Origin of the sequence: Pantoea sp. BJ2, assembly GCF_040255075.1 — a bacterium.
In the GTDB taxonomy this organism is placed as follows: domain Bacteria; phylum Pseudomonadota; class Gammaproteobacteria; order Enterobacterales; family Enterobacteriaceae; genus Pantoea; species Pantoea leporis.
The window spans coordinates 4175056-4201896 of record NZ_CP158292.1 but is presented as its reverse complement, the minus strand read 5'-3'; the positions used below and the strand labels follow the sequence as shown (position 1 = coordinate 4201896).

The window sequence follows — 26841 nt, the reverse complement described above, 5'->3', positions numbered from 1 at the left end:
AACGGCATGAAGCAGCTTAAATCCATACCGTTTAAAAGGCTATTGGCGGGTAATCACCACCAAATGACGTTCACCATCCAGCTCGGGTACCTGCAGCGGTTGAATTTTTTCCACCGTAAAGCCAGCGGGTAATGCAGCAATCTCATCATCCGGACGCACACCTTTCAGGGCATAAAAGCGACCTTCAGGACCCGGCAGATGATGACACCAGGTCAGCATATCCTCGAGTGAAGCAAATGCACGACTGATAACACCGTCGAATGGCGGCTCAGACGGGTACTCTTCAACGCGGCTCTGCACCGGCGTGACGTTAGTAAGTCCTAACTCATGCTGCACCTGACGCAGGAAACGCACGCGTTTGCCGAGGCTATCCAGCAAGGTGAAATGCGATTGCGGTCGCACAATGGCCAGCGGAATGCCTGGTAAGCCCGGACCGGTGCCGACATCAATAAAGCGTTCGCCCTGCAAATGTGGCTCAACCACCACGCTGTCGAGAATATGGCGTACCAGCATCTGCTGCGGGTCGCGCACTGATGTCAGGTTATAGGCCTTATTCCACTTATGCAGCAACTCAACATAGCCAACCAACTGCTGTTTTTGTTGATCGGTAAGGGAAATGTTTGCCGCTTTTAGCAGCGAGGAGAGTTTGTTGATCACAACGAGAATTCCATTAACGGGGGCGAGTTGCCTCGCCCCAAAATCGATCAGGCGCTTTTACGTAGCAGGCCCTGTTTTTTCAGGTAAATCAGCAGAATTGAGATTGCGGCAGGCGTGATGCCCGAAATACGAGAAGCTTGGCCGATGGAAGTCGGTTTGTGATCGTTGAGTTTGGCGATCACTTCATTCGACAAGCCATTTACCTGACGATAGTCGAGCTCGACAGGCAACAAGGTGTTTTCATTGCGCAGCTGGCGATCAATCTCTTCCTGCTGACGCGCAATGTACCCTTCGTATTTCACCTGAATCTCCACCTGCTCAGCAGCTTGCTCATCTGACAGTGCCGGACCGTAGCTGGCGAGTGACGTCAGCAGCGGATAGGTCATCTCTGGACGACGCAGCAGATCTTCACCGCTGGCTTCTTTGGTGAGCGGCGCACTGATCACCGCGTTCACTTCCGCCACGTTATCCGATTTTGGATGCACCCACAGATCGCGCAGGCGTTGACGCTCCTGCTCAATCGCCTCCAGTTTCTGGTTGTAGCGCGCCCAGCGGTCATCATCAACCAGACCGAGTTCGCGACCGGCTTCGGTCAAACGCAGATCGGCGTTGTCTTCGCGCAGCATCAGGCGGTATTCCGCGCGTGATGTAAACATGCGGTACGGCTCTTTCGTGCCCAATGTGCACAAATCATCAACCAGCACACCAAGGTAAGCCTGATCGCGACGTGGCGCCCAGCCCTCTTTGTCGGCGGAAGCGCGTGCTGCATTGAGGCCGGCCAGCAAACCTTGCGCTGCCGCTTCTTCGTAGCCAGTGGTGCCGTTGATCTGGCCGGCAAAGAACAGACCGTGGATAAATTTGCTTTCCAGCGTCGGTTTGAGATCGCGTGGATCGAAGAAATCATACTCGATGGCGTAACCCGGACGGATGATCTTCGCATTTTCCAGTCCTTTCATCGAACGTACGATCTGCATCTGTACGTCAAACGGCAGGCTGGTGGAGATACCATTCGGGTAGATCTCGTTGCTGGTCAGGCCTTCCGGCTCCAGGAAGATCTGGTGCGCATTACGATCGGCAAAGCGCATCACTTTGTCTTCGATCGATGGGCAATAACGTGGACCAATACCTTCGATGATCCCGGCATACATCGGGCTGCGATCAAGGTTGTTGCGGATCACGTCATGCGTCTGTTCGTTGGTGTAAGTGATCCAGCATGGCACTTGTTGTGGATGTTGTGAAACTTTGCCCATGAACGAGAACACCGGCATCGGATTATCACCGTGCTGCGGTGTCAGCACCGAAAAATCAATCGAGCGTGCGTCGATACGTGGCGGCGTACCGGTTTTCAGACGGTTTACGCGCAGCGGCAGTGCACGCAGGCGTTTTGCCAATGGGATTGATGGCGGATCGCCTGCACGGCCACCGCTGTAGTTATCCAGCCCGATGTGGATTTTGCCATCGAGGAAGGTCCCGACGGTCAGCACCACGGTTTTGGCGCGGAACTTCAGGCCCATTTGCGTCACAGCACCGACGACACGATCGTTTTCCACAATCAGATCGTCAACCGCCTGCTGGAAGATCATCAGGTTTGGCTGGTTCTCTAATGCGGTGCGTACCGCCTGGCGATACAGTACACGGTCAGCCTGAGCACGAGTGGCGCGAACGGCGGGGCCTTTACTCGCGTTTAGTATCCTAAACTGGATACCTGCCTGGTCAATTGCCGTGGCCATCAAACCGCCTAAGGCATCCACTTCCTTCACCAGATGTCCTTTCCCTATGCCACCGATCGCCGGGTTACAGGACATTTGTCCAAGCGTATCAATGTTATGGGTGAGTAACAGGGTTTGCTGACCCATTCGGGCTGCGGCCATCGCGGCCTCTGTGCCCGCATGACCACCACCGATTACGATGACGTCAAAAGGATCTGGATAAAACATGAAGTGGGTCCTCGTTAGTGTTTCGGACAGGGATCGTTGCCCTGGGCGGTGGATTCTACTGAAATAATGTCGGCGGCGAAAGTCGCGGGATCCCGAGGTTTAAAAGAAAGGATCTTAAGTCTTTTATATGATCTTTCTGTTAGATCTACTATTAGGATCGCATCCGGCTGTTGATAACCCCAAAAAGTTCATGCTAAACAGCAAATTAGCGAGGATCATTAGCTGTGAATGATCGGTGATCCTGATCCGTATAAGCTGGGATCAAAATGGCTACTTATGCACAGCCTAAAAAAGAAACAGACGTTGTTCTTTGGATAACTACTGGTTATACGCATGAAACAGGCCATGTTATCCACAGTTGATCGCGGGTTTAAGGTAAAAAAACAGCGCAATCAACTGGGGATCATTCTATTTTCCCGATCCCCAGCCACTAAAGATCGTTTTAAATCTGCGTTTTCCATGTGGCGACCCACACTTCGGCCGCGTCTTCCGGGATCTCATGCTCCAGCACGTCGATCTCCAGTCGATCGCCAATGCGTTTGGCGCCCAACTGGTTCAATTGCTCTTCCAGCAGTTTGATCGCGCCGCAGAAAAGATCGTATTCATGATTACCAATGCCGACTGCGCCATAACGTAAGCCAGAGAGGTCCGGTTTTGTTTTCTGCAGTGCTTCATATAAAGGAAGCAAATTATCAGGCAGTTCACCGGCACCGTGCGTGGAGGTAACGATCAGCCAAATCCCTTCCGGTTGCAGCTCATCCAGCTCTGGGCCATGCAGCACCTCGGTTGAGAAGCCCGCTTCCTGCAGTTTTTCTTCCAGATGTTCAGCAACATATTCGGCGCTGCCAAGGGTACTTCCACTGATTAACGTAATATCGGCCATGATGCTCTCCCGCACTAAAGGCGAGCATTGTACGCTGTGATCAAGCCGTGATCCACCTGTGGAAAACAGGGTTAATAGTAGAAAGCATCAGGCGGCAAGTCGCGCCATACGCGCGATCTGCCGGGGATAAGTTTGTGCACAGATTAGAGAGGGGTTACGGCTTAATGGTGCGCATGATCGGGTTTTGCAGGGAGATCAGGGTTTCGGTGGACTGAATTTCGTCGATGGTCTGGATCTTGTTGATCAACACCTGTTGCAAGGCATCGATTGATCGGCACATCACTTTGATAAAGATGCTGTAGTGGCCGGTGGTATACCAGGCTTCCACCACTTCATCCAGCGCGTCGAGTTTGCTCAGAGCCGCCGGATAATCGCGCGCGCTTTTAAGGATAATGCCGATAAAGCAGCACACATCGAAGCCGAGCTGACGCGGATCGATCTCCACGCGCGTGCCCAAAATAATACCCGCCTGACGCATCTTCTCCACCCGCACATGAATGGTGCCGGGGCTGACGTTGAACTGCTTGGCGAGCTCGGCATAGGCGGTACGCGCATTCTGTAGCAGCGCATTCAGAATGCCGCGATCCAGGTTATCCAGCTGAAGGTGTTCCGCCATTGTCCATCCTCGTTGAGTTCTTCTTCTATGAATAGAGGAGAATGTGCAGCAAATTAGCGGTGCAGGCAAGGTGCAGACAACAGCCATGCCGTTGTCTGCCTGCTTTTTAGCGCTTACGCCAGAAGGTCACTTGCGCCTGCGTGTGCTGGAATTTGCGCGCCGTTTCGCGGATCACAAAGGGTACATCCTGCGGCGGTGCCACTTCGTCAAAGGCATCACGTAACAGACGCTGCAGCGCCTGATAGGTTGTCAGCGCTTCACCATTTTCGCGAACACCGCCCAGCCAGTTCTCTTTCGGCGTGAAATCGTCCAGCCAGGTATACGGCGATGACAGCACCAGCAAACCACCGGAGCGGATCATCGGCGTGACATCCTGCAGGAAACGTTTTGGCTGACGCAGACGATCGATCAGGTTAGAGGCCAGCACCAGATCGTAACGGTCCGGCTGCGGCTTCAGGTTACAGGCATCGCCCTGCACAAACTGAATACGCTGCGCTTGCTCAGCTTCCAGACCAAACTCTTTCAGCCGCACCTGACGATACTCCACCAGATCGCCCTCTTCGGGCACCACATAGCGGAAATCCTCACCGGAGGTCAGCTGCAGCGCAACATCAATAAAGCGCGCCGAGTAATCCATGCCCGTTACTGCCTCGAAGTGTCGCGCCAGTTCAAAGCTGGCCCGCCCGGTGGCACAGCCGATATCCAGCGCCTGACCCCGCGCAGTACAGTGCGGCAGCAGTTTTTCCACCAGCGCAGCCGCGTAGTTGGGTACGTTGTAGTAGCTCGGTCCGTACTGGAAATCGAGATACTGCGACACCATGCTGTCGGTTTCATAAGGATTGAGCGTCATGCTCTCTTCATGGGAAGAAACGACATAGCGGAAACCGGCGTGCTGGAAGAAGTGACGACGGAAAGCGTAGCGCGCAGATTTCAGCGCTTCATTGCCGGTGGAAATCCAGCTGCCACCTTTGATCAGCGCATGTTTGCCATCAAAGGTGGGTGTGGAGAAATCGTCGTAGAGCGGATGCACCTTAAAGCCTTCGAAACCGTTGGTTGGCGTCGTGGTCCACTGCCAGACGTTGCCGACGATGTCGTAAAACTCACCTTGTGCGAAGCGATCGACCGGGCTGGAGGAAGCCCAATATGCCAGATTGATGTTGCCCGGCGCTTCAGTCCAGTCCGGCTGATCGCCGCCAACTTGCTCACGCAGCTGCGCCCATTCGGCTTCGCAGGGAAGCTGAACAGATTTACCGGTCTCTTCCGCCAGCCAGCGACAGAACGCGGCGGCTTCCAGTTGATTCACTTCCGCCGGCCAATCCCACGGCATCGCCACTTCTTCGGCCAGCACGCGCAGTTTTAGCTGATCGGGCAGCTTTTCGTCACCGACCCAAAATGTTGGCATCTGCGCACCGGAAAATTCACGCCAGCCCCAACCTTCGTCATCCCACCAGCGGCGATCGTTATAACCGTCCGCCGCAATAAAACGATAAAACTCAGCATTGCTGACCAGCATTTTGCTGGCCTTAAACGGCTTCAGTTCGGTTTGCTGGCTACCGTATTCGTTATCCCAGCCATAAGTGTCGTCGGTTTTGCCCTGCTGCACACGGCCGCCGGGCATCGCGATCAGAGAATTTTCCGGTACCGATTGACGATCGTGACGCGCCTGCGGGCAAACTGGCCAGTGCGGCTGCGGCTTAACCCATTCAATCGGCAACTGGCGCATCAGCACGCTGGAGGTTTCCAGATGAATACGTTCGTGTTCGATGCCCATCAAAACCATCCACGCCGGGCTGTCCCAGTCGATCGGCAGTTCCAGCGGCATGGTGCGAATAAACTCACTCACCAGGCTTTTCACTTTGCCACGATAGTCGCGCACTTCTGCGATGGTCGGCCAGTCGTAATGGCTGTCGTTGAGATCGTCCCAGCTCATCTCATCCACGCCGATCGCCATCATCGCCTCAATACGATCGTCAACGCGTTGATCGAGGTAGCGGCCCGCCATCAGCTTATTAATGTAGAAGGTTGCGGTGTGGCCAAAATAGAAGATCAGCGGATGGCGCAGCGAAATGGCTTTGTTAAACCAGGCGCGCTCGTCCGCCAGGCAATCAAACAGGCTTTCATACAGTTCCCAGGTTTGGGTGAAGTACGCCAGCAGCTCGGCCCGTTTTTGTTCGGAGTGTTGGCCGGAAAGTTTCAGCGTACGGGTCGGTGCGGGAAGTTGGGCGGTCGTCACAAGGTGCTCCAGTTTGCTAAATGCTCGAACTTATCAATATAGCAAATTAGCATTTCCGCCAGATGAATTAGCGCTGCCAGCGGCGCAGCACACGGCTTTTCAGGCCGGTATCGAAGCGCCAGATGTGATCGAAGATGCGCAGAATGCCGGGTTTGCCATGCAGCGACATTGCTACCGCGTGGAAGCGCTGTTGATGTTGGCGCTGACGCTGCTTAATGGTGCTGACGATGTCGTCCGGCAAACGCTGGGCAATAAAATCCGAAACGATCACCGCATCCGCTTCCTGCCACGCGCTGCCTTCCATGCGTTTCACCACCGCCGCAAGGCAGGCAGCGAGATCGGTACCGCCGCGAAAACGCTGGCTGAGGAAACGGATCGCCTGCTCAATGCCGTTATCAGCGGTGAGTTCATAACCGATCACTTCATGAGCAAACAGCATGATGTAGCAGCGGCGCTTATCCGCCAGCGCCACTTTCAGCAGCGCCAGGCAAAAGGCTTTGGCGCAGCGCTCATTGAAACCGCCCATCGATCCGGACGTATCAACGCAGACGATAAACGGGCCGCGCGGTTGCTCTTCATGCTGCTGGTGGCTGACCGGACTCATGGTGATTTTTTCGTGCCACGCATCGCCCTGTAGACGATAAGTCAGCAAGCGTTTCTCGACTAAACGCCGATAAAACTCCAGCTCTAACTCGCTAATGCTCAATGCCGCTAGCTCAGGTGGCAACAGACGCAGCACATCATCGCTTTGATGAATGCCGCTGACTTCTTCCGGTACGTTATCCGGTTCGCGCACCAGCTGGTGAAACGCTTCCAGCGGCGCATCCTGCGACGGCACCGATTTGGCCTCGCGGCTGCGACCCAGCTGCTGCGCCAGCTTCATCAATTCCGGCTGCTGGGCGAGGAAATCGCCGTACTGCACGATCAGTTCATAATCGCCGTGCTGCAGCGGCGCTTTGCTTAAATCCCACAGGCGTCCGGCGGCGGCTTCATCGTCATCGGTCAGGATCGGCGCCAGCTGACCGCTGATCGCCATGCGCTGCTGCAGCTCGGCCATCAAGCGTTCGCGCTGCTCTTCCAGAAGGGTTTCATTCAGCGTCAGCGTTTGCAGCGTCAGGCTGAGGCGCCAGCGTTGCAGGAACAAGGTGTGTTGCGCGTTGCTGAGCTGGTCGCTTTCAGCATTCAGCAGCAGTTTGCTGGCTTCTTCGATGAACGGCGACGGCAGGCTTTTCAGCTGCGTCATAATGTTGGGTAACTGCTGGGTGAAATGTTGCGTGCTGAGTAGCTGCATCTGTTGAAACAGCTGAAACTCCTGCGCCAGCGCTTCTGGCACCGGCGTGACTTTGATCTGCTCGGCGATCTCCGATCGCCAGCGTGGCAGATCGCGCATCATGGCTTGTTTCAGGCGGGGAAATTTCTCAAAGAACAGCGCCAGTTGCGGCGAGGCGAGCAGCGCGATAATCAGCTCTTCGATTAACTCGGTTTCGCCAATCGACAACAGCGCACTCAGCGTCTCCAGTGAGATCATTTTCTCGCCTGTTTCAGCTGTTCCGCGACATCCTGCAGGCTGGTTTCGATGCGTGCCAGCCAGTCATCGCTAATGAACAGACAGCGCTGATGCTGGCTGAACAGCGTGCGCTGCGCGCGCAGCTGGGTTTCCAGCGCGTCATATTCATCAGCGATCTCCTGCGGCATCTCGCTGCTGCTGCTGGCGCCCGGCAGCGTCAGACGCGTGGATTGCAGGCTGACATCGCGCAGCGTCAAACAGTGATGGGTATCCACCAGCATATCCAGCGTCTGACCAAAGCCGATGCCGTTCAGCTTGCCACGGATTTCACCGCCCTTCAGCAGCCACTGATCCAACGCTTCGCGGCCAATCAGAATGTGCGTCACCTGCATGTCGTGCAGCATCAACGGTTGTTGCAGCATTAGCGTCAGTTGATCATCGGTGATGGCGGCGGGTAATTCGTAGTGCGGTTTGCGGCTGAACATGCCGCTGTGTTTCTCCAGCGTCAGCGCTTGCGCCACGCTTTGCTGCTGTTGCAGCGCCAGCCGGCGGCTTTTGATCTGCTGCAGCTTGTGTAGCAGCGCCTGTTGCTGCCACGCGTGTTGCGACATTAGCGTATCGATTTCGCGATCCAGCATTTTCATCGACGCCACGTCATGCCACAGGCAATCTTTCAGCAGCACTAAGTCGATGGGCGCGATGGCCACGCGGCCGCTGTAAAAGGCGCTAGCCTGCAACAGGTGAATGGCTTTCTTCCAGCGACGATCGGAAATGTACGGCGCGTCCGGCAGCGTTTCTAACTGCTGACGAAGCTGATAAATCAGTTCAAACACATGATCCGGCAAACTGACCTGGCTGATGCCTTTCTGCCACTGCTCATACTCTTCGTCGCTGATGCGCAACGATTCCGCCACTGGATTGTCGTTTTCATCCTGCTGGTGGGTGAGCATGCTGCGGAAGTTCTGCTTCTCATGCACGTTATCCAGCCACAGGCGAATCAACATGCGGTCATACAGCGCTTCGAGGCCACTATCGGCTTCCGGCAATTCGTTGGAAGCGGTAACCAGCAGGCGCATTGGGATTTTTTCTTCGCTGTCGCCATTGCGGAAGCGGCGTTCGTTGATGGCGGTCAGCAAGGTATTAAGAATCGCCGGGCCGGCTTTCCAGATTTCGTCGAGGAAGACAATTTCGGCATCCGGCAAATAACCTTTGGTCAGACGCTGATAACGCCCTTCATCTTTCAATGCCTGAATCGACAGCGGGCCAAACACCTCTTCGGGGGTGGAAAAACGGGTCATCAGGTATTCAAATGCGCGGGCGTGCTGGAAGGCATATTTCAATCGGCGGGCAATCAGACTCTTGGCGATGCCCGGCGGCCCGAGCAGAAACACACTTTCGCCACTTAAGGCAGCCAGCAAACAGAGGCGGATCGCATGATGGCGTTCATACAGCCCTTTTTCCAGAGCGTTGCTCAGGCGAGAAATTCTTTCTGCCAAAAGATGGGGTTGAGCCATAATCACATCATTATCCTTTTGATACTGGTGCCGTCATAGTCTGGCGAGCGCAATACTCTACTGATTATCATGCGCGATTGCGTTGATAGCCGTCAGCTTTTTTGTTTCAGAAGGTTGATGCGAGAAAACTCGCCGCTTCCAACGGTTTTTTGGCGCTATTTTCGGCGAAAAACCGCGTCACCGACGCGATGGTGACACTTTGTAAGAGTAGGTTTTTTTGGGAATATGTGCATACTGTGCGCTTTTTGATGGCTTGAGCGGAAGGCAAGCGCCTCCGGCTCCAACAAAAGACAACTTATGAGCTCGGATAAGAAACAGTCCCTTGGGGCAGTCACGCTGGCGGCAATTGGCGTGGTGTATGGCGATATCGGTACCAGCCCACTCTATACATTGCGTGAATGCCTCTCTGGTCAGTTTGGATTTGGCGTGGAGCGCGAAGCGGTTTTTGGCTTCCTGTCGCTGATTTTCTGGCTGCTGATTCTGGTGGTGTCGCTGAAGTACATCAGCTACGTGATGCGTGCAGATAACGCCGGTGAAGGCGGGATTTTAACGCTGATGTCGCTGGCCGGACGAAATACCGGCGCCAGAGCCACCGCGATACTGGTGATCATGGGCCTGATCGGCGGCAGCTTCTTCTACGGGGAAGTGGTGATCACGCCAGCGGTGTCGGTGCTATCGGCGATAGAAGGTCTGGAAATTGCCGCGCCGAGCCTCGATACCTACATCGTGCCGTTGGCGATTGCGGTGCTGACGTTGCTGTTTGTCATTCAGAAGCACGGCACCGGCATTGTCGGTAAGCTGTTCGCGCCGGTGATGCTGCTGTGGTTTATCATCCTCGCCGTATTGGGTGCGCGTAGCATCATTAATAATCCTGACGTGCTGCACGCCATGAATCCTTACTGGGCGCTGCACTTCTTTATTCAATACAAAAGTGTCTCTTTCTTCGCGCTGGGCGCGGTGGTGCTGGCGATTACCGGCGTGGAAGCGCTGTATGCCGATATGGGCCACTTCGGTAAATTTCCGATTCGTCTCGCCTGGTTTATCGTGGTGCTGCCTTCACTGGTGCTCAACTACTTTGGTCAGGGCGCGCTGCTGCTCAAACATCCTGAAGCGATCAAAAACCCGTTCTTCCTGCTTGCGCCGGATTGGATGCTGATCCCGATGTTGATTCTCGCCACCTTAGCCACAGTGATCGCCTCGCAAGCGGTGATTTCCGGCGTGTTCTCATTAACGCGTCAGGCAGTGCGTCTCGGCTATTTGCCGCCGATGCGCATTGTGCACACCTCAGAAGAGGAGTCCGGGCAGATCTACATTCCGGTGATTAACTGGCTGCTCTACTTCTCGGTGGTGATTGTGATTGTCGGCTTCGAGCACTCCAGCAATCTGGCGGCGGCTTATGGCATCGCGGTCACCGGCACCATGGTGCTGACCGCCATTCTCTGTTCTACCGTAGCGATTCAAAACTGGCACTGGAACCGCTATCTGGTGGTGCTGATTCTGATTGCCATGCTGATCATCGACGTGTCGCTGTTCTCCGCCAACCTGATCAAGGTGTTCTCCGGCGGTTGGCTGCCGCTGACGCTGGCGCTGATGATGTTCATCATCATGACTACCTGGAAAAGCGAGCGTTTCCGTCTGCTGCGTCGTATGCATGAGCACGGCAATTCACTGGAAGCGATGATTGCGTCGCTGGAGAAATCGCCGCCGGTACGCGTGCCGGGCACCGCGGTGTATATGTCGCGTGCGCTGAATGTGATTCCGTTTGCCATGCTGCATAACCTCAAGCACAACAAAGTGTTGCACGAGCGCGTAGTGCTGCTGACGCTGCGTACGGAAGATGCGCCTTACGTGCACAACGTCCGTCGTGTGACCATCGAACAGTTGTCGCCGACTTTCTGGCGCGTGGTGGCGAGTTACGGCTGGCGCGAAACGCCAAACGTCGAAGAGATTTTCCACCGCTGCGGTCTTGAAGGCCTGAACTGCCGCATGATGGAAACCTCCTTCTTTATGTCGCATGAATCGCTGATTATCGGCGATCGTCCGTGGTATCTGCGCCTGCGTGGCAAGCTGTTCCTCGCGCTGCAACGCAATGCGCTGCGCGCGCCGGATCAGTTTGAAATCCCACCGAACCGCGTGATCGAGTTGGGAACCCAGGTCGAGATTTAATGTTGTGCGCGTCACCAACTCAAGGTGACGCGCAATCCTCCGCTGGCGCGCTGGCTGAACTGTAATCTTACGCCGTGCAGCTGGGCAATATTCTTCACGATGGAAAGCCCTAATCCGCTGCCGGTTTGCGCCTGACCCGGCGGTCGCCAGAAGCGTTCACCCAACCTTGCCAACTGCTCATCACTGACGCCAGGCCCGTTATCATCAACGGTAATGGCGCGAGCATTGAGCTGCACATCAATAGTGCTGCCCGACGGCGAATAGCGCAGCGCGTTATCCAGCAGATTGCGCACCATCAACCCCAGTAACAGCGGATGACCGTTCATCACCGGTTCGGCATGGCTGGTGAACTGCAAAGCTGTGGTTTGTTGTTCTGCCTGCGGGAAGTGCTCCGCCAGCAGGTTTTGCAGCAGCGGCGCCAGCGCCACCGGTTGAAACTCGCTGCGCAGATCGTCTGCTTCCACGCGTGACAGCGTTAAGAGCTGATCCACCAGACGCGTGGCGCGCACGATGCCGCTATCCAGTTGCTGAATGGCGCGTTTGCGCATCGCCTCATCATCATCAGCCAACTGAATCACTTCACTCTGCACGCGCAGCGCCGCCAGCGGGCTGCGCAATTCATGGGCGGCATCGGAGGTAAAACGACGTTCACGCTGCACCAGATGCGCCATACGACTGAACAAACCGTTAAGTGCCACCACCAGCGGCTTCACCTCTTTAGGCAAGCGCGTGTCCGGCAATGGCGTGGCATCATCCGGCGCACGCTGATGCAGGGAAAGCGTGAGGCGTTTCAACGGGCGCAGCTCGAACCACACCAGCGCCAGCAGCAGCAGCAACATAAAGGGCATGGCAATCAGCCACGGCAGCAGGCTGCTGAGCGCCAGGTCGCGCGTCATATCTTCGCGGTATTCCCATTCTTGCCCGACCACCACGCGATAGCGCTTATCCTCGGAGGTGAGCCACACCAGGCGCCAGCTGTCTTTATCGCCGCGCAGTCGTCCATCAACAAAGCCATCGCGCTGATGATCGAATTGCAGATCGCGGCCGTTTTCGCCGTCGTTCAACAATGGTTGGCCTGCCGCGCTGAAAATGGCAAATGCCAGCGCATCATCATCCTGATCGCCGCGGTGATGGCGCAGGATCGCTTTGGTTTTCGGCAACGTCACGTCCTGCAGTGAGGTGGGATCAAGCGCTATCAGCCGTTTGGCGAACAGCATTTGCTGAGTATCAAACAGCTCGTTCACTGTATCGCGGGTTTGATGCCAGGCGCTGAGGCCGGCCAGGCCGCCGCACACTATAATCAGCAGCACAAAGCCGATGGCGAGGCGCAGAAACAGACTCATTCCGCCGCTCCCAGCGTATAACCGACGCCGTGTACGGTACGAATAAACTGGCTGCCGAGTTTCTTGCGCAGATGATGAATGTGCACTTCCACCGCATTGCTGGAGACATCTTCATCCCAGCTGTAGAGCTTCTCCTCCAGCTGACTGCGCGTCAGCACGCGGCCAGGATTACGCAGAAACAGTTCCAGCAGCGCCAGTTCGCGGCTCTTCAGGCTGACGGCTTCGCCATCGCACAGCACGCTGTGGCTGCCGGGCGCCATTACCACGTTGCCGTGTTTCAGTTCCGGCTGCAGTTGCCCATGACGGCGACGGATCAACGCCTGCAAGCGTGCCGCCACTTCTGTTAATGCAAACGGCTTGCACAGGTAATCGTCGGCGCCGAGTTGCAATCCCTGTACGCGCTGATCGAGCGCATCGCGCGCGGTGAGAATCAGCACCGGCACATCGTGTCCTTGCTGGCGCCACTGACGCAGGATATCCAGACCATCGCGTTCGGGCAGCGACAGATCCAGCACCACTGCGTCCCAGGGCGCGGCGGTCAACGCCTGAAATCCGGCTTCGCCGGAGACAAACCAATCCACGCTGAAACCGAGTTTGGTCAACCCGACTTTCAAACCGTCGCCAATCAGCGTGTCATCTTCAATCAATAAAATGCGCATCAACTCTCCTTCTGTTAAGCGGAGTTATACGAAGCACAATTGCTCTTGTACAGCGAAAATCCCGGCAAATAGACTATTTTTCATGAATGTTAGCCAAACGGATTCTCTTAAGATCCTGTTAAGAACCTTATGGTGAAATAGCTCCCGTAAACCGACACATTCATGGAAAAGAGGTGAATTATGAAAAAGTCTGCAGCTCTGTTAGCGATTGTCGCCCTGGCCGCCACGCCGGTTCTTGCCGCTCAGCAAGGTGGCTTTGTTGATCCCAATGCGCCATCCGCGCAGGTGAAGTCCGGTGGGTTCAAAGCCGATAACACCAGCGTTGTCACGGTGAAACAGGCCGAAGAGATGAAAGACGATAGCTGGATTACCGTGCGCGGTACGCTTGAGAAGCAAATCGGTGATGAGGATTATCAGTTCCGTGATGCCACCGGCACCATGAAAGTTGAAATCGATCATAAACGCTGGAACGGTTTGACCATCACGCCGAAGGATCAGGTAGAACTGACCGGCGAACTGGATAAAGATTTCAACTCCATCGAACTGGACGTGAAACAAGTACGTAAACTGCCGTAATGCCATCTTCGGGGCCGCAGCAGCGGCTCCAAAATCCCACCAAACTCAAATTCTCTCTGGCACAAGCGAAACGTTTCGATGGCGATCACATTTCCGTGATGCTGTCATTGAGTTGCCGTGCGCATTTTATACACTCCCGATCAGCGAAACGTTTCGCTGTGGAGTGGAATAAATGAAAAAAGGTCGCTTGTTAAACGCTGAAGTCTCACATGTGATTGCTCGCCTGGGGCACACCGATACGCTGACGATTGCAGATGCAGGCTTGCCGATTCCGGCCGGTCCACAGCGCATCGATCTGGCGTTAACGCCGGGTACGCCCGAATTTCTACAGGTAGTTGACGTTGTCACGCAGGAGATGCAGGTCGAAAGCGCCCTGATGGCGGAGGAGATTAAGCAGCACAATCCGCAGCTCCACAGCGCACTGCTCGCCGTGCTCGAAGCCTTGCAACAGCACCAGGGGAATGTCATCACCATCCGTTACACCAGCCATGAACAATTCAAACAACATACGCAGCGTAGTCAGGCGGTCATTCGCAGCGGAGAGTGTTCTCCGTATGCGAATGTCATCCTGAGCGCCGGCGTGACCTTCTGAGGCCGCTATGCAACCGTTATTGCAACTCAAAGGAATTGAAAAGTCGTTTCCTGGCGTGAAGGCGTTGAATGGCGCATCGCTGGCCGTTTATCCGGGACGCGTGATGGCGCTGGTGGGTGAAAACGGCGCGGGCAAATCCACCATGATGAAAGTGCTGACCGGCATTTACAGCATGGATGCCGGTTCCCTGCAGTGGCTGGGTAAGGATGTGGCGTTCTCCGGTCCAAAGGCGTCGCAGGAAGCAGGCATTGGCATTATCCATCAGGAACTGAACCTGATTCCCCAGCTGACTGTTGCCGAGAATATCTTCCTTGGCCGCGAATGTGTTAACCGCTTTGGTCGCATCGAATGGAAAAAGATGTATGCCGAAGCGGATGCGCTATTAAAGCGCCTCAATCTGCGTTTCGACAGCCACAAGCTGGTGGGCGATTTGTCGATTGGCGATCAGCAGATGGTCGAGATCGCCAAAGTGCTCAGCTTCGAGTCGAAAGTCATCATTATGGATGAACCGACTGATGCGCTGACAGATACCGAAACGCTGTCGCTGTTCCGCGTCATCAATGAACTGAAAGCGCAGGGCTGCGGCATCGTCTATATCTCGCACCGCATGAAAGAGATCTTCGAGATTTGCGATGACGTCACTGTGTTCCGCGATGGGCAGTTTATTGCCGAACGCGCGGTGTGCGATCTCAGCGAAGAGAGCCTGATCGAGATGATGGTCGGCCGCAAGCTGGAAGATCAATATCCGCGTATCGATCAACAGCCGGGCGAGATCCGCTTAAAAGTCGAAAATCTCAGCGGTCCGGGCGTTGATAACGTCAGCTTTACGCTGCGCAAAGGGGAAATCCTTGGCGTGTCGGGTCTGATGGGCGCAGGACGTACTGAACTGATGAAAGTGCTGTACGGCGCGCTGCCGCGCAGCAAAGGCAAAGTGACGCTGAACGGCCGCGAGATCGTGACCCGCTCTCCGCAGGATGGCCTCGCCAGCGGCATTGTGTATATCTCGGAAGATCGCAAGCGCGATGGTCTGGTGCTCGGCATGTCGGTGAAAGAGAACATGTCGTTGACCGCGCTGCGCTATTTCAGCACTGGCGCGGGCAACCTGCGCCACAGCGACGAGCAGCTGGCGGTGGGCGATTTTATCCGCCTGTTCAACGTTAAAACCCCATCAATGGAGCAGCCGATTGGTCTGCTGTCTGGCGGTAATCAGCAAAAAGTGGCGATTGCGCGTGGCCTGATGACGCGCCCCGATGTGCTGATTCTTGATGAGCCGACACGCGGCGTCGATGTCGGGGCAAAAAAAGAAATTTATCAGTTAATTAACCAGTTTAAAGCCGAAGGGCTGAGCATCATTTTGGTGTCGTCGGAAATGCCGGAAGTGCTGGGCATGAGCGATCGCATCGTGGTGATGCATGAAGGCCATCTGAGTGGCGAATTTTCCCGTGAGCAAGCTACCCAGGAATCCCTGATGGCGGCGGCAGTCGGTAAGCAACACAGCGAGGAGTTAGTTGTATGAGCACCCAAACCTTACCCGCCAGCCGTCGTTGGTTTAGCAAAGCCTGGCTGCTGGAGCAGAAATCACTGATTGCATTGATCGTGCTGATCGCCGTGGTTGCCAGCCAGAGCCCGAACTTCTTCACGCTGGCCAACATGTTCAACATTCTGCAGCAGACGTCGGTCAACGCCATCATGGCGGTCGGCATGACGCTGGTGATTCTGACCTCGGGCATTGATCTGTCGGTGGGATCGCTGCTGGCGCTGACCGGCGCGGTGGCGGCATCGATTGTCGGATTAGAGGTGAATGCGCTGGTGGCCGTTGCGGCTTCGCTGGCGCTGGGGGCGGCGATTGGCGGTATTACCGGCGTGATTGTAGCGCGCGGCAAGGTGCAGGCTTTCATCGCCACGCTGGTGATGATGTTGCTGCTGCGCGGCGTCACCATGGTTTACACCAACGGCAGCCCAATCAATACCGGTTTTAACGATAACGCCGATCTGTTCGGCTGGTTCGGTATCGGTCGCCCGTTGGGCATTCCAACGCCGGTGTGGCTGATGGTCGCGGTGTTCGGGCTGGCGTGGTACATGCTGCATCACACGCGCCTTGGTCGTTACATCTATGCGCTGGGTGGCAACGAAGCGGCCACGCGTTTGTCGGGCATCAACGTTAATCGCGTTAAAATCATCGTCTATTCGCTGTGCGGCCTGCTGGCGGCATTGGCGGGCACCATCGAAGTGGCGCGTCTCTCTTCCGCACAACCTACAGCGGGCACCGGTTATGAACTGGATGCGATTGCTGCGGTGGTGCTGGGCGGTACCAGCCTGGCGGGCGGTAAAGGTCGCATCATGGGCACGCTGATTGGTGCGTTGATCCTCGGTTTCCTGAATAACGGCCTGAATCTGATGGGCGTATCGTCTTACTACCAAATGATTGTTAAAGCCGTCGTCATTCTGCTAGCGGTGCTGGTGGATAACAAAAGCAGTAAATAACTCTGACCTTCACACAGGATTTAAAAATGAAAAAGTTAACTGCATTGGCCGTCATTCTTGGCGCCACCCTCAGTGCTGGCGCGATGGCAAAGGACACCATTGCTCTGGTGGTATCTACGCTGAATAATCCGTTCTTTGTGTCACTGAAAGATGGCGCACAGAAAGAAGCTGACCAACTGGGTTATAACCTTGTAGTGCTGGATTCGCAGAACAACCCGGCGAAAGAGCTGGCGAACGTGCAGGATCTGACGGTGCGCGGCACCAAGCTGCTGCTGATCAACCCAACTGATTCTGATGCGGTGGGTAACGCCGTGAAGATGGCGAACCAGGCAAATATTCCGGTGATCACGCTGGACCGCGTAGCAGCACAAGGCACCGTGGTGAGCCACGTAGCTTCTGACAACCGCTTCGGCGGCAAAATGGCCGGTGACTTCATCGCCAAAAAACTGGGCGATGGCGCGAAAATTATTGAACTGCAAGGCATTGCCGGTACCTCTGCGGCGCGTGAGCGCGGCGAAGGCTTCAAACAGGCAGCCGATGCCCACAAATTCAACATCCTGGCGAGCCAGCCTGCTGACTTCGACCGTACTAAAGGTCTGAACGTCATGCAGAACCTGCTGCAGGGACATCCGGATGTGCAGGCCGTCTTCGCTCAGAACGATGAAATGGCGCTGGGCGCGCTGCGTGCGCTGCAAACCGCGGGTAAAACCGACGTGCTGGTGGTGGGTTTTGACGGCACCGCTGACGGTGTGAAAGCCGTAGAATCGGGTAAACTGACCGCGACTGTGGCGCAGATGCCAGACAAGATTGGTATGATTGGCGTGCAGACTGCCGATAAAGTATTGAAAGGCGAGAAGGTGCAGGCGGTTAATCCGGTTGACCTGAAGCTGGTGACCAAATAATAAGTAAAGAAAAGCAGGGCAACGCGCCACCGTCCTGGTGGCGCATCTTTCTGGATGAATCCCAATGACCACAAGCGCAAAACTGGCCGTTCTCGGCAGCATCAATGCCGATCACATCCTTAACCTCGCCCATTTTCCACGTCCGGGCGAAACGGTGATCGGGAAACAGTATCACATTGCTTTTGGCGGCAAAGGGGCCAATCAGGCTGTGGCTGCGGGCCGTGCCGGTGCAGACATTGCTTTTATTGCCTGTGTAGGCGCTGATGATATTGGCGAGCGTATTCGTCAGCAGTTGCAGCAAGACCGCATTGATACCGCACCGGTTGAAACTGTCGCAGATGAATCGACCGGTGTAGCGATGATCTTCGTGAATGGCGAAGGCGAAAATAATATCGGCATCTATTCCGGTGCCAATGCCGCGCTGACGCCGGCTCGCGTTGCGCAGCATCAGCAGGTGATTGCCGATGCTGATGCGTTGCTGATGCAGCTGGAATCTCCGCTGGAAAGCGTTCTGGCCGCCGCGAAGATTGCTCGCGCGCAGCAGACGCAAGTGATCCTGAATCCCGCACCGGCCACGGCGCTCTCTGATGAGCTGCTCGCGCTTATCGACATCATCACGCCAAATGAAACCGAAGCTGAAATTCTCACCGGCATTGCGGTAAAGAGCGATGAAGATGCCGCGCGTGCTGCTGCGGCATTGCATGCGAAAGGTATTGCTACCGTGTTGATCACGCTAGGCCGTCGCGGTGTGTGGCTGAGTGAGCAAGGCAACGGCGTGCGCATTCCGGGCTTCAGCGTGCAGGCCATCGATACTATCGCAGCGGGCGATACCTTCAACGGGGCATTTATTACCGCACGTCTGGAAGGTGTGGCGATGCATGATGCTGTACGTTTCGCCCATGCCGCCGCTGCGATTGCGGTGACGCGTCCGGGCGCGCAGCCCTCAGTGCCGTGGCGCACTGAGATTGACGCCTTCCTGCAACAACAGGGCTAAGCGCTTGGCTACCATGAAAGATGTCGCCCGCCTGGCGGGCGTCTCTACCTCCACCGTTTCACACGTCATCAATAACAATCGCTTTGTCAGCGAGCAGGTGCGTGAAAAGGTGGAACAGGCAATTCGTGAGCTGAACTATGCGCCGTCCGCGCTGGCACGTAGCCTGAAGATCAAACAAACCCGCACCATCGGCATGCTGCTGACCGCCAGCAGTAACCCGTTCTATTCCGAAGTGGTGCGCGGCGTAGAAAACAGCTGCTACGAACGCGGCTACAGCCTGATTCTGTGTAATACCGAAGGCGATGAAGAGCGTATGAATCGCAGCCTCGAAACGCTGATGCAAAAGCGCGTCGATGGTTTACTGATGATGTGCACCGAAACCCATCTGCCGTCGGCGGAGATCCTCAATCGTTATCCCTCGGTACCGATGGTGATGATGGACTGGGCGCCATTTGAAGGACGCGGCGACATTATTCAGGACAACGCGCTGCTCGGCGGCGAACTGGCAACCCAGCATCTGATTGATCGTGGCTACACGCGCATTGCCTGTATTGCCGGGCCGCAGGATAAAACCCCCGCGCGTTTGCGTCTTGAAGGTTTCCATAAAGCGATGGCCAACAGCGGATTATCGGTTCTGCCGGGTTATGTGGTTGATGGCGATTTCGAGTTTCAGGGCGGCTTCAATGCCATGAATCAACTGCTGACGCTGGATACGCTGCCAGAAGCGATATTTACCAGCAACGATGCGATGGCGGTTGGCGTCTATCACGCCTTGTTCCAGGCCGGATTGCGCGTGCCGCAGGATATTGCGGTGATGGGCTATGACAACATTGAGCTGGCGCGTTACCTGACTCCGCCGCTTAGTACCATCCATCAGCCGAAAGATGAGTTAGGTGAACTGGCGATTGATACCTTGATTCATCGTATGAGCGATCCCGACGCCAGTCAGCAAACGCTGGTGCTGACGCCGGAGCTGGTGGAGCGCGGTTCGGTCTAAGTCGCTTTCTTCTTTTTCTCGCGGTTGGCGATCAGATTACGCCCATCGCTCGGACGTAACATCATAAAGGTAAAGGCAGACAACACCGTGACAACGCCCATCGTCAGGAAGGTGGCGTGGAATTGCGCGACGGTTGTGGCCTCGACATCCTGATAGAAACGCAGCACTGCGGCACTCACCGCCACGCCAAAGCTGATCGACAGCTGCTGCGTTACCGCTAGCACACTGTTCCCGCCGCTGGCGTTCTCATCATTTAAATCTGCCAGCGTGATGGTGTTCATCGCGGTGAACTGCGTTGACATCGCCATCCCCAGAATCAACAGTGCCGCCAGCAACATCACCACGCTGCCACCCGGCGATTGCAGTGAGAAGGTGGCGATCAATATGCCAATAATAATGGTGATACCTACCAGCGTATGGCGATAACCAAAGCGGCGTAGCACTTGCGTCACCGTGGATTTCGCCAGCAGCGCGCCAATCGCCGTTGGACCCATCATGCAACCGGCAATCAGTGCGGGATAACCAAAGCCCACCTGCAACATCAGCGGCATCAGGAACGGAATGCAGCCGGTACCCAGGCGCGAAGCTATGTTGCCAATGATGCCGACCGAGAAGGTGCGGGTTTTAAACATTGGCAGATTAATCAGCGGTGCCGGATGGCGACGCGCGTGCACTATATAGAGAAGAAGTAATGCAATGCCGCCAAACAGCACCAACAACGCTTGCCACGGCAACACCACGCGCTCGCCAAACAACTCGATACCGACCGAGATCAGCACCAGACCCAAACCAAACAGCAGGAAGCCTGAAAAGTCGAAGCGGCGTTTTGGGGTAGTGAAGTCCGGCATATATTTGCGTGCGTAGAAGATGCCGGCGATACCGATGGGAATGTTGAGGAGGAATATCCAGTGCCAGCTGGCGTAGGTCACTAACAATCCGCCCAGCATTGGGCCCAGAATCGGACCCACTAAACCCGGCATGGTAACGAAGTTCAGCACCGGCAGCAGTTCACTGCGTGGATAAGCGCGTAACAGCGCCAGGCGCGCGACGGGCATCATCATCGCCCCGCCAATCCCCTGCACCACGCGCGAGACCACCAACATGCTCAGCGAGCCGGATAAGGCGCAGGCCAGCGAACCCAGCGTAAATAGCGATACCGCAAGAATGAAGATTTTGCGTGTGCCGTAGCGATCGGCTAACCAGCCACTCACCGGAATCAGCATCGCTACCGTTAGCGTGTAACTGATGATGGCGGATTGCATGGCAAGAGGGGAACGTTCAAGGCTGGTGGCGATAGCAGGGAGCGCAGTATTCAGGATGGTGGCATCAAGTGCTTGCATGAAAAACGCCATGGCGGCGATCCAGGGCAAGCCGGCCATGCTGCGCGCGGAGCGAATCATTGAAAGTCCTTCTCGAATAATTGTCAGCCTGCGACAAAGAAATTACGTTTGGTTAAAGAGAATAGCATTGGTGTTTAAGGTGATGGCGCTGATTTATGCCGATGAAGCGGCGATTTTGACTGATTCTTCGCCGGGAAATGTCCGTTTTTAACGCGTTCGTTTAAAAAAGAGGCGCTCAGTCATTTTTTTGCAATTAACCCTTGTCAGCTCCGAATAACTCCCTATAATGCGCCACCACTGAGACGGCAAAGCGGCAACGCAGACGGCTCGGCAGGGAGTGAAGAAATTCATCCCGCCGGATGAAGGCGCTGAAAAAAGTGTTTGACTCCGAAGGAGAGTAGCGTAGTATACGCCACCTCGCGACAGACGGTTCAGCCGCTGTTCGCAACGCTCTTTAACAATTTATCAGACAATCTGTGTGGGCACTCGCAGGATTGATATCCGCGTCTCCGGACGCAAAAAATATCAAAGCCTCACGAGTGAACACATAATGAAATTCATTATGACGTTTTACAGATGAGCACCGCTGAACTCGTTTCAGCAAATCAAACTTAAATTGAAGAGTTTGATCATGGCTCAGATTGAACGCTGGCGGCAGGCCTAACACATGCAAGTCGAACGGTAGCACAGAGAGCTTGCTCTCGGGTGACGAGTGGCGGACGGGTGAGTAACGTCTGGGAAACTGCCCGATGGAGGGGGATAACTACTGGAAACGGTAGCTAATACCGCATAACGTCGCAAGACCAAAGTGGGGGACCTTCGGGCCTCACACCATCGGATGTGCCCAGATGGGATTAGCTAGTAGGTGGGGTAATGGCTCACCTAGGCGACGATCCCTAGCTGGTCTGAGAGGATGACCAGCCACACTGGAACTGAGACACGGTCCAGACTCCTACGGGAGGCAGCAGTGGGGAATATTGCACAATGGGCGCAAGCCTGATGCAGCCATGCCGCGTGTATGAAGAAGGCCTTCGGGTTGTAAAGTACTTTCAGCGGGGAGGAAGGCGGTGAAGTTAATAGCTTCACCGATTGACGTTACCCGCAGAAGAAGCACCGGCTAACTCCGTGCCAGCAGCCGCGGTAATACGGAGGGTGCAAGCGTTAATCGGAATTACTGGGCGTAAAGCGCACGCAGGCGGTCTGTCAAGTCGGATGTGAAATCCCCGGGCTTAACCTGGGAACTGCATTCGAAACTGGCAGGCTGGAGTCTTGTAGAGGGGGGTAGAATTCCAGGTGTAGCGGTGAAATGCGTAGAGATCTGGAGGAATACCGGTGGCGAAGGCGGCCCCCTGGACAAAGACTGACGCTCAGGTGCGAAAGCGTGGGGAGCAAACAGGATTAGATACCCTGGTAGTCCACGCCGTAAACGATGTCGACTTGGAGGTTGTTCCCTTGAGGAGTGGCTTCCGGAGCTAACGCGTTAAGTCGACCGCCTGGGGAGTACGGCCGCAAGGTTAAAACTCAAATGAATTGACGGGGGCCCGCACAAGCGGTGGAGCATGTGGTTTAATTCGATGCAACGCGAAGAACCTTACCTACTCTTGACATCCAGAGAACTTAGCAGAGATGCTTTGGTGCCTTCGGGAACTCTGAGACAGGTGCTGCATGGCTGTCGTCAGCTCGTGTTGTGAAATGTTGGGTTAAGTCCCGCAACGAGCGCAACCCTTATCCTTTGTTGCCAGCGGTTCGGCCGGGAACTCAAAGGAGACTGCCAGTGATAAACTGGAGGAAGGTGGGGATGACGTCAAGTCATCATGGCCCTTACGAGTAGGGCTACACACGTGCTACAATGGCGCATACAAAGAGAAGCGACCTCGCGAGAGCAAGCGGACCTCATAAAGTGCGTCGTAGTCCGGATCGGAGTCTGCAACTCGACTCCGTGAAGTCGGAATCGCTAGTAATCGTAGATCAGAATGCTACGGTGAATACGTTCCCGGGCCTTGTACACACCGCCCGTCACACCATGGGAGTGGGTTGCAAAAGAAGTAGGTAGCTTAACCTTCGGGAGGGCGCTTACCACTTTGTGATTCATGACTGGGGTGAAGTCGTAACAAGGTAACCGTAGGGGAACCTGCGGTTGGATCACCTCCTTACCTGAAGATACCTTCCCGCGAAGTGCTCACACAGATTGTCTGATAGAAAGTAATGAGCAAGACGGCTGCGAAGTCGTGACACTATCGTGTCCCCTTCGTCTAGCGGTTAGGACTCCGCCCTTTCACGGCGGCAACAGGGGTTCGAATCCCCTAGGGGACGCCACTTGCTTGGTGACAGGTGAAAGGTGTCTCCACGACGTATCTCAAACGAAGCTTACGAGCTGCGTCTGAGATACTGCTCTTTAACAATCCGGAACAAGCTGAAAATTGAAACGACGCGTTGGTTCATTTCTCCGTAATAAGAAATGAATAACAGCGCGTTCGAGTCTCTCAAATGCTTGCAGTCTGCGCGCGTTGCAAAACGCCTGTGGGTTGTGAGGTTAAGCGACTAAGCGTACACGGTGGATGCCCTGGCAGTCAGAGGCGATGAAGGACGTGCTAATCTGCGTAAAGCGTCGGTAAGGTGATATGAACCGCTACAGCCGACGATGTCCGAATGGGGAAACCCGGTGCACCCAGTGCATCATCGCAACATGAATACATAGTGTTGCGAGGCGAACCCGGGGAACTGAAACATCTAAGTACCCGGAGGAAAAGAAATCAACCGAGATTCCCCCAGTAGCGGCGAGCGAACGGGGAACAGCCCAGAACCTGAATCAGTTTGTGCGTTAGTGGAAGCGTCTGGAAAGTCGCACGATACCGGGTGATAGTCCCGTACACGAAAGTGCACAGATTGTGAGTTCGAAGAGTAGGGCGGGACACGTGGTATCCTGTCTGAATATGGGGGGACCATCCTCCAAGGCTAAATACTCCTGACTGACCGATAGTGAACCAGTACCGTGAGGGAAAGGCGAAAAGAACCCCGGCGAGGGGAGTGAAACAGAACCTGAAACCGTGTACGTACAAGCAGTGGGAGCCTCTTTAATGGGGTGACTGCGTACCTTTTGTATAATGGGTCAGCGACTTATATTCTGTAGCAAGGTTAACCGTATAGGGGAGCCGCAGGGAAACCGAGTCTTAACTGGGCGTTAAGTTGCAGGGTATAGACCCGAAACCCGGTGATCTAGCCATGGGCAGGTTGAAGGTTGGGTAACACTAACTGGAGGACCGAACCGACTAATGTTGAAAAATTAGCGGATGACTTGTGGCTGGGGGTGAAAGGCCAATCAAACCGGGAGATAGCTGGTTCTCCCCGAAAGCTATTTAGGTAGCGCCTCGTGAACTCATCTCCGGGGGTAGAGCACTGTTTCGGCTAGGGGGCCATCCCGGCTTACCAACCCGATGCAAACTGCGAATACCGGAGAATGTTATCACGGGAGACACACGGCGGGTGCTAACGTCCGTCGTGAAGAGGGAAACAACCCAGACCGCCAGCTAAGGTCCCAAAGTCATGGTTAAGTGGGAAACGATGTGGGAAGGCACAGACAGCCAGGATGTTGGCTTAGAAGCAGCCATCATTTAAAGAAAGCGTAATAGCTCACTGGTCGAGTCGGCCTGCGCGGAAGATGTAACGGGGCTAAACCATGCACCGAAGCTGCGGCAGCGACACTATGTGTTGTTGGGTAGGGGAGCGTTCTGTAAGCCGTTGAAGGTGTGCTGTGAGGCATGCTGGAGGTATCAGAAGTGCGAATGCTGACATAAGTAACGATAAAGCGGGTGAAAAGCCCGCTCGCCGGAAGACCAAGGGTTCCTGTTCAACGTTAATCGGAGCAGGGTGAGTCGACCCCTAAGGCGAGGCTGAAAAGCGTAGTCGATGGGAAGCAGGTTAATATTCCTGCACTTGGTGTTACTGCGAAGGGGGGACGGAGAAGGCTAGGTTATCCGGGCGACGGTTGTCCCGGTTTAAGCGTGTAGGCTGATACCTTTGGTAAATCCGGGGTATCTTAAGGCTGAGGCGTGACGACGAGCCACCACGGTGGTGAAGTAACTGATGCCCTGCTTCCAGGAAAAGCCTCTAAGCTCCAGGTAACACGAAATCGTACCCCAAACCGACACAGGTGGTCAGGTAGAGAATACCAAGGCGCTTGAGAGAACTCGGGTGAAGGAACTAGGCAAAATGGTGCCGTAACTTCGGGAGAAGGCACGCTGTCGGTAGGTGAAGTCCCTCGCGGATGGAGCTGAAGGCAGTCGAAGATACCAGCTGGCTGCAACTGTTTATTAAAAACACAGCACTGTGCAAACACGAAAGTGGACGTATACGGTGTGACGCCTGCCCGGTGCCGGAAGGTTAATTGATGGGGTTATCCGCAAGGAGAAGCTCTTGATCGAAGCCCCGGTAAACGGCGGCCGTAACTATAACGGTCCTAAGGTAGCGAAATTCCTTGTCGGGTAAGTTCCGACCTGCACGAATGGCGTAATGATGGCCAGGCTGTCTCCACCCGAGACTCAGTGAAATTGAAATCGCTGTGAAGATGCAGTGTACCCGCGGCAAGACGGAAAGACCCCGTGAACCTTTACTATAGCTTGACACTGAACATTGAGCCTTGATGTGTAGGATAGGTGGGAGGCTTTGAAGCGTGGACGCCAGTCTGCGTGGAGCCAACCTTGAAATACCACCCTTTAATGTTTGATGTTCTAACGTAGGCCCGTAATCCGGGCTGCGGACAGTGTCTGGTGGGTAGTTTGACTGGGGCGGTCTCCTCCCAAAGAGTAACGGAGGAGCACGAAGGTTGGCTAATCCTGGTCGGACATCAGGAGGTTAGTGCAATGGCATAAGCCAGCTTGACTGCGAGAGTGACGGCTCGAGCAGGTGCGAAAGCAGGTCATAGTGATCCGGTGGTTCTGAATGGAAGGGCCATCGCTCAACGGATAAAAGGTACTCCGGGGATAACAGGCTGATACCGCCCAAGAGTTCATATCGACGGCGGTGTTTGGCACCTCGATGTCGGCTCATCACATCCTGGGGCTGAAGTAGGTCCCAAGGGTACGGCTGTTCGCCGTTTAAAGTGGTACGCGAGCTGGGTTTAGAACGTCGTGAGACAGTTCGGTCCCTATCTGCCGTGGGCGCTGGAGAATTGAGGGGGGTTGCTCCTAGTACGAGAGGACCGGAGTGAACGCACCACTGGTGTTCGGGTTGTCATGCCAATGGCACTGCCCGGTAGCTAAGTGCGGAAAAGATAAGTGCTGAAAGCATCTAAGCACGAAACTTGCCCCGAGATGAGTTCTCCCTGACTCCTTGAGAGTCCTGAAGGGACGTTGAAGACTACGACGTTGATAGGCCGGGTGTGTAAGCGCAGCGATGCGTTGAGCTAACCGGTACTAATGACCCGTGAGGCTTAACCTTACAAC

Annotated in this window: 19 protein-coding genes, 1 tRNA gene and 2 rRNA genes; 12 read left to right on the top strand and 10 right to left on the bottom strand. The window is 55.1% G+C overall.

The features are described from left to right. Window positions 1-39: 39 nt before the first annotated feature. The 7 genes from rsmG to ravA form a co-directional block, all read right to left on the bottom strand. Window positions 40-657, bottom strand: coding sequence for a 16S rRNA (guanine(527)-N(7))-methyltransferase RsmG (gene rsmG / locus AAF463_RS19520; RefSeq protein WP_110868235.1), 618 nt, complete (start codon window positions 655-657; stop codon window positions 40-42). A gap of 47 nt (window positions 658-704) precedes the next feature. Next, on the bottom strand, window positions 705-2594 hold the full coding sequence (gene mnmG, locus AAF463_RS19515; protein ID WP_101763914.1) for a tRNA uridine-5-carboxymethylaminomethyl(34) synthesis enzyme MnmG: 1890 nt from the start codon (window positions 2592-2594) through the stop codon (window positions 705-707). A gap of 442 nt (window positions 2595-3036) precedes the next feature. Continuing rightward, the gene (mioC, locus tag AAF463_RS19510; protein ID WP_350261312.1) at window positions 3037-3477 is read right to left on the bottom strand and encodes an FMN-binding protein MioC; all 441 of its coding nucleotides are present in this window, start codon (window positions 3475-3477) and stop codon (window positions 3037-3039) included. 154 nt (window positions 3478-3631) lie between these two features. Then, a complete protein-coding gene (gene asnC, locus AAF463_RS19505) occupies window positions 3632-4093 on the bottom strand; it encodes a transcriptional regulator AsnC (RefSeq protein WP_008106733.1) in 462 nt (153 codons plus the stop codon). Window positions 4094-4199: 106 nt separating this feature from the next. Beyond that, the gene (gene ovoA, locus AAF463_RS19500; protein WP_350261311.1) at window positions 4200-6326 is read right to left on the bottom strand and encodes a 5-histidylcysteine sulfoxide synthase; all 2127 of its coding nucleotides are present in this window, start codon (window positions 6324-6326) and stop codon (window positions 4200-4202) included. A gap of 67 nt (window positions 6327-6393) precedes the next feature. Then, complete coding sequence (viaA, locus tag AAF463_RS19495; RefSeq protein WP_350261310.1) at window positions 6394-7854, bottom strand: ATPase RavA stimulator ViaA; 1461 nt, start codon at window positions 7852-7854, stop codon at window positions 6394-6396. Then, window positions 7851-9347, bottom strand: coding sequence for an ATPase RavA (ravA, locus tag AAF463_RS19490; RefSeq protein ID WP_101763937.1), 1497 nt, complete (start codon window positions 9345-9347; stop codon window positions 7851-7853). Before ravA ends, viaA begins: the two co-directional genes overlap by 4 nt. A 297-nt stretch (window positions 9348-9644) precedes the next feature. Here ravA and kup point away from each other — a divergent pair, with 297 nt between their 5' ends. Then, complete coding sequence (gene kup / locus AAF463_RS19485; protein WP_101763918.1) at window positions 9645-11513, top strand: low affinity potassium transporter Kup; 1869 nt, start codon at window positions 9645-9647, stop codon at window positions 11511-11513. An 11-nt stretch (window positions 11514-11524) separates the two neighbouring features. Here the strand turns inward: kup and qseC are convergent, their stop codons facing one another. Both qseC and qseB read right to left on the bottom strand, forming a co-directional pair. Beyond that, entirely contained in the window at window positions 11525-12856 is a 1332-nt protein-coding gene (gene qseC, locus AAF463_RS19480) for a quorum sensing histidine kinase QseC (RefSeq protein WP_350261309.1), read from the bottom strand. Next, entirely contained in the window at window positions 12853-13515 is a 663-nt protein-coding gene (gene qseB, locus AAF463_RS19475; protein WP_101763920.1) for a quorum sensing response regulator transcription factor QseB, read from the bottom strand. The genes qseC and qseB overlap by 4 nt, the downstream gene beginning before the upstream one ends. Window positions 13516-13695: 180 nt before the next feature. Here qseB and AAF463_RS19470 point away from each other — a divergent pair, with 180 nt between their 5' ends. From AAF463_RS19470 to rbsR, 7 genes are all read left to right on the top strand, one after another. Next, window positions 13696-14091: a YgiW/YdeI family stress tolerance OB fold protein gene (locus AAF463_RS19470; protein ID WP_176973313.1), complete on the top strand. Its 396-nt coding sequence runs from the start codon at window positions 13696-13698 to the stop codon at window positions 14089-14091. 172 nt (window positions 14092-14263) lie between these two features. Continuing rightward, a complete protein-coding gene (gene rbsD / locus AAF463_RS19465; RefSeq protein ID WP_101763922.1) occupies window positions 14264-14683 on the top strand; it encodes a D-ribose pyranase in 420 nt (139 codons plus the stop codon). Window positions 14684-14690: 7 nt separating this feature from the next. Further along, window positions 14691-16199 (top strand): ribose ABC transporter ATP-binding protein RbsA, encoded by a 1509-nt coding sequence (gene rbsA / locus AAF463_RS19460; RefSeq protein WP_101763923.1) that lies wholly within the window; start codon window positions 14691-14693, stop codon window positions 16197-16199. Further along, window positions 16196-17167, top strand: coding sequence for a ribose ABC transporter permease (gene rbsC / locus AAF463_RS19455; protein ID WP_008106756.1), 972 nt, complete (start codon window positions 16196-16198; stop codon window positions 17165-17167). The genes rbsA and rbsC overlap by 4 nt, the downstream gene beginning before the upstream one ends. Before the next feature lie 26 nt (window positions 17168-17193). Beyond that, window positions 17194-18069, top strand: coding sequence for a ribose ABC transporter substrate-binding protein RbsB (gene rbsB, locus AAF463_RS19450; protein ID WP_137386809.1), 876 nt, complete (start codon window positions 17194-17196; stop codon window positions 18067-18069). Window positions 18070-18133: 64 nt separating this feature from the next. Then, a complete protein-coding gene (rbsK, locus tag AAF463_RS19445; protein ID WP_101763925.1) occupies window positions 18134-19063 on the top strand; it encodes a ribokinase in 930 nt (309 codons plus the stop codon). 13 nt (window positions 19064-19076) lie between these two features. After that, window positions 19077-20060, top strand: coding sequence for a ribose operon transcriptional repressor RbsR (gene rbsR / locus AAF463_RS19440; protein WP_350262017.1), 984 nt, complete (start codon window positions 19077-19079; stop codon window positions 20058-20060). Here rbsR and mdtD read toward each other — a convergent pair. Continuing rightward, a complete protein-coding gene (gene mdtD, locus AAF463_RS19435) occupies window positions 20057-21460 on the bottom strand; it encodes a multidrug transporter subunit MdtD (protein ID WP_101763927.1) in 1404 nt (467 codons plus the stop codon). The genes rbsR and mdtD overlap by 4 nt on opposite strands. Between mdtD and AAF463_RS19430 the strand changes: the two genes are divergently transcribed. From AAF463_RS19430 to AAF463_RS19415, 4 genes are all read left to right on the top strand, one after another. Beyond that, window positions 21399-21611, top strand: a complete 213-nt coding sequence (locus AAF463_RS19430) for a hypothetical protein (protein WP_167391204.1) — start codon at window positions 21399-21401, stop codon at window positions 21609-21611. The genes mdtD and AAF463_RS19430 overlap by 62 nt on opposite strands. A gap of 402 nt (window positions 21612-22013) precedes the next feature. Beyond that, window positions 22014-23553, top strand: a 16S ribosomal RNA gene (locus AAF463_RS19425). 88 nt (window positions 23554-23641) lie between these two features. Next, window positions 23642-23716: transfer RNA gene (locus AAF463_RS19420), tRNA-Glu, on the top strand. A 215-nt stretch (window positions 23717-23931) separates the two neighbouring features. Beyond that, window positions 23932-26836, top strand: a 23S ribosomal RNA gene (locus tag AAF463_RS19415). The 16S and 23S rRNA genes sit together here with 1 tRNA gene alongside, the layout of an rRNA operon. The last annotated feature ends 5 nt before the right edge of the window (window positions 26837-26841 follow it).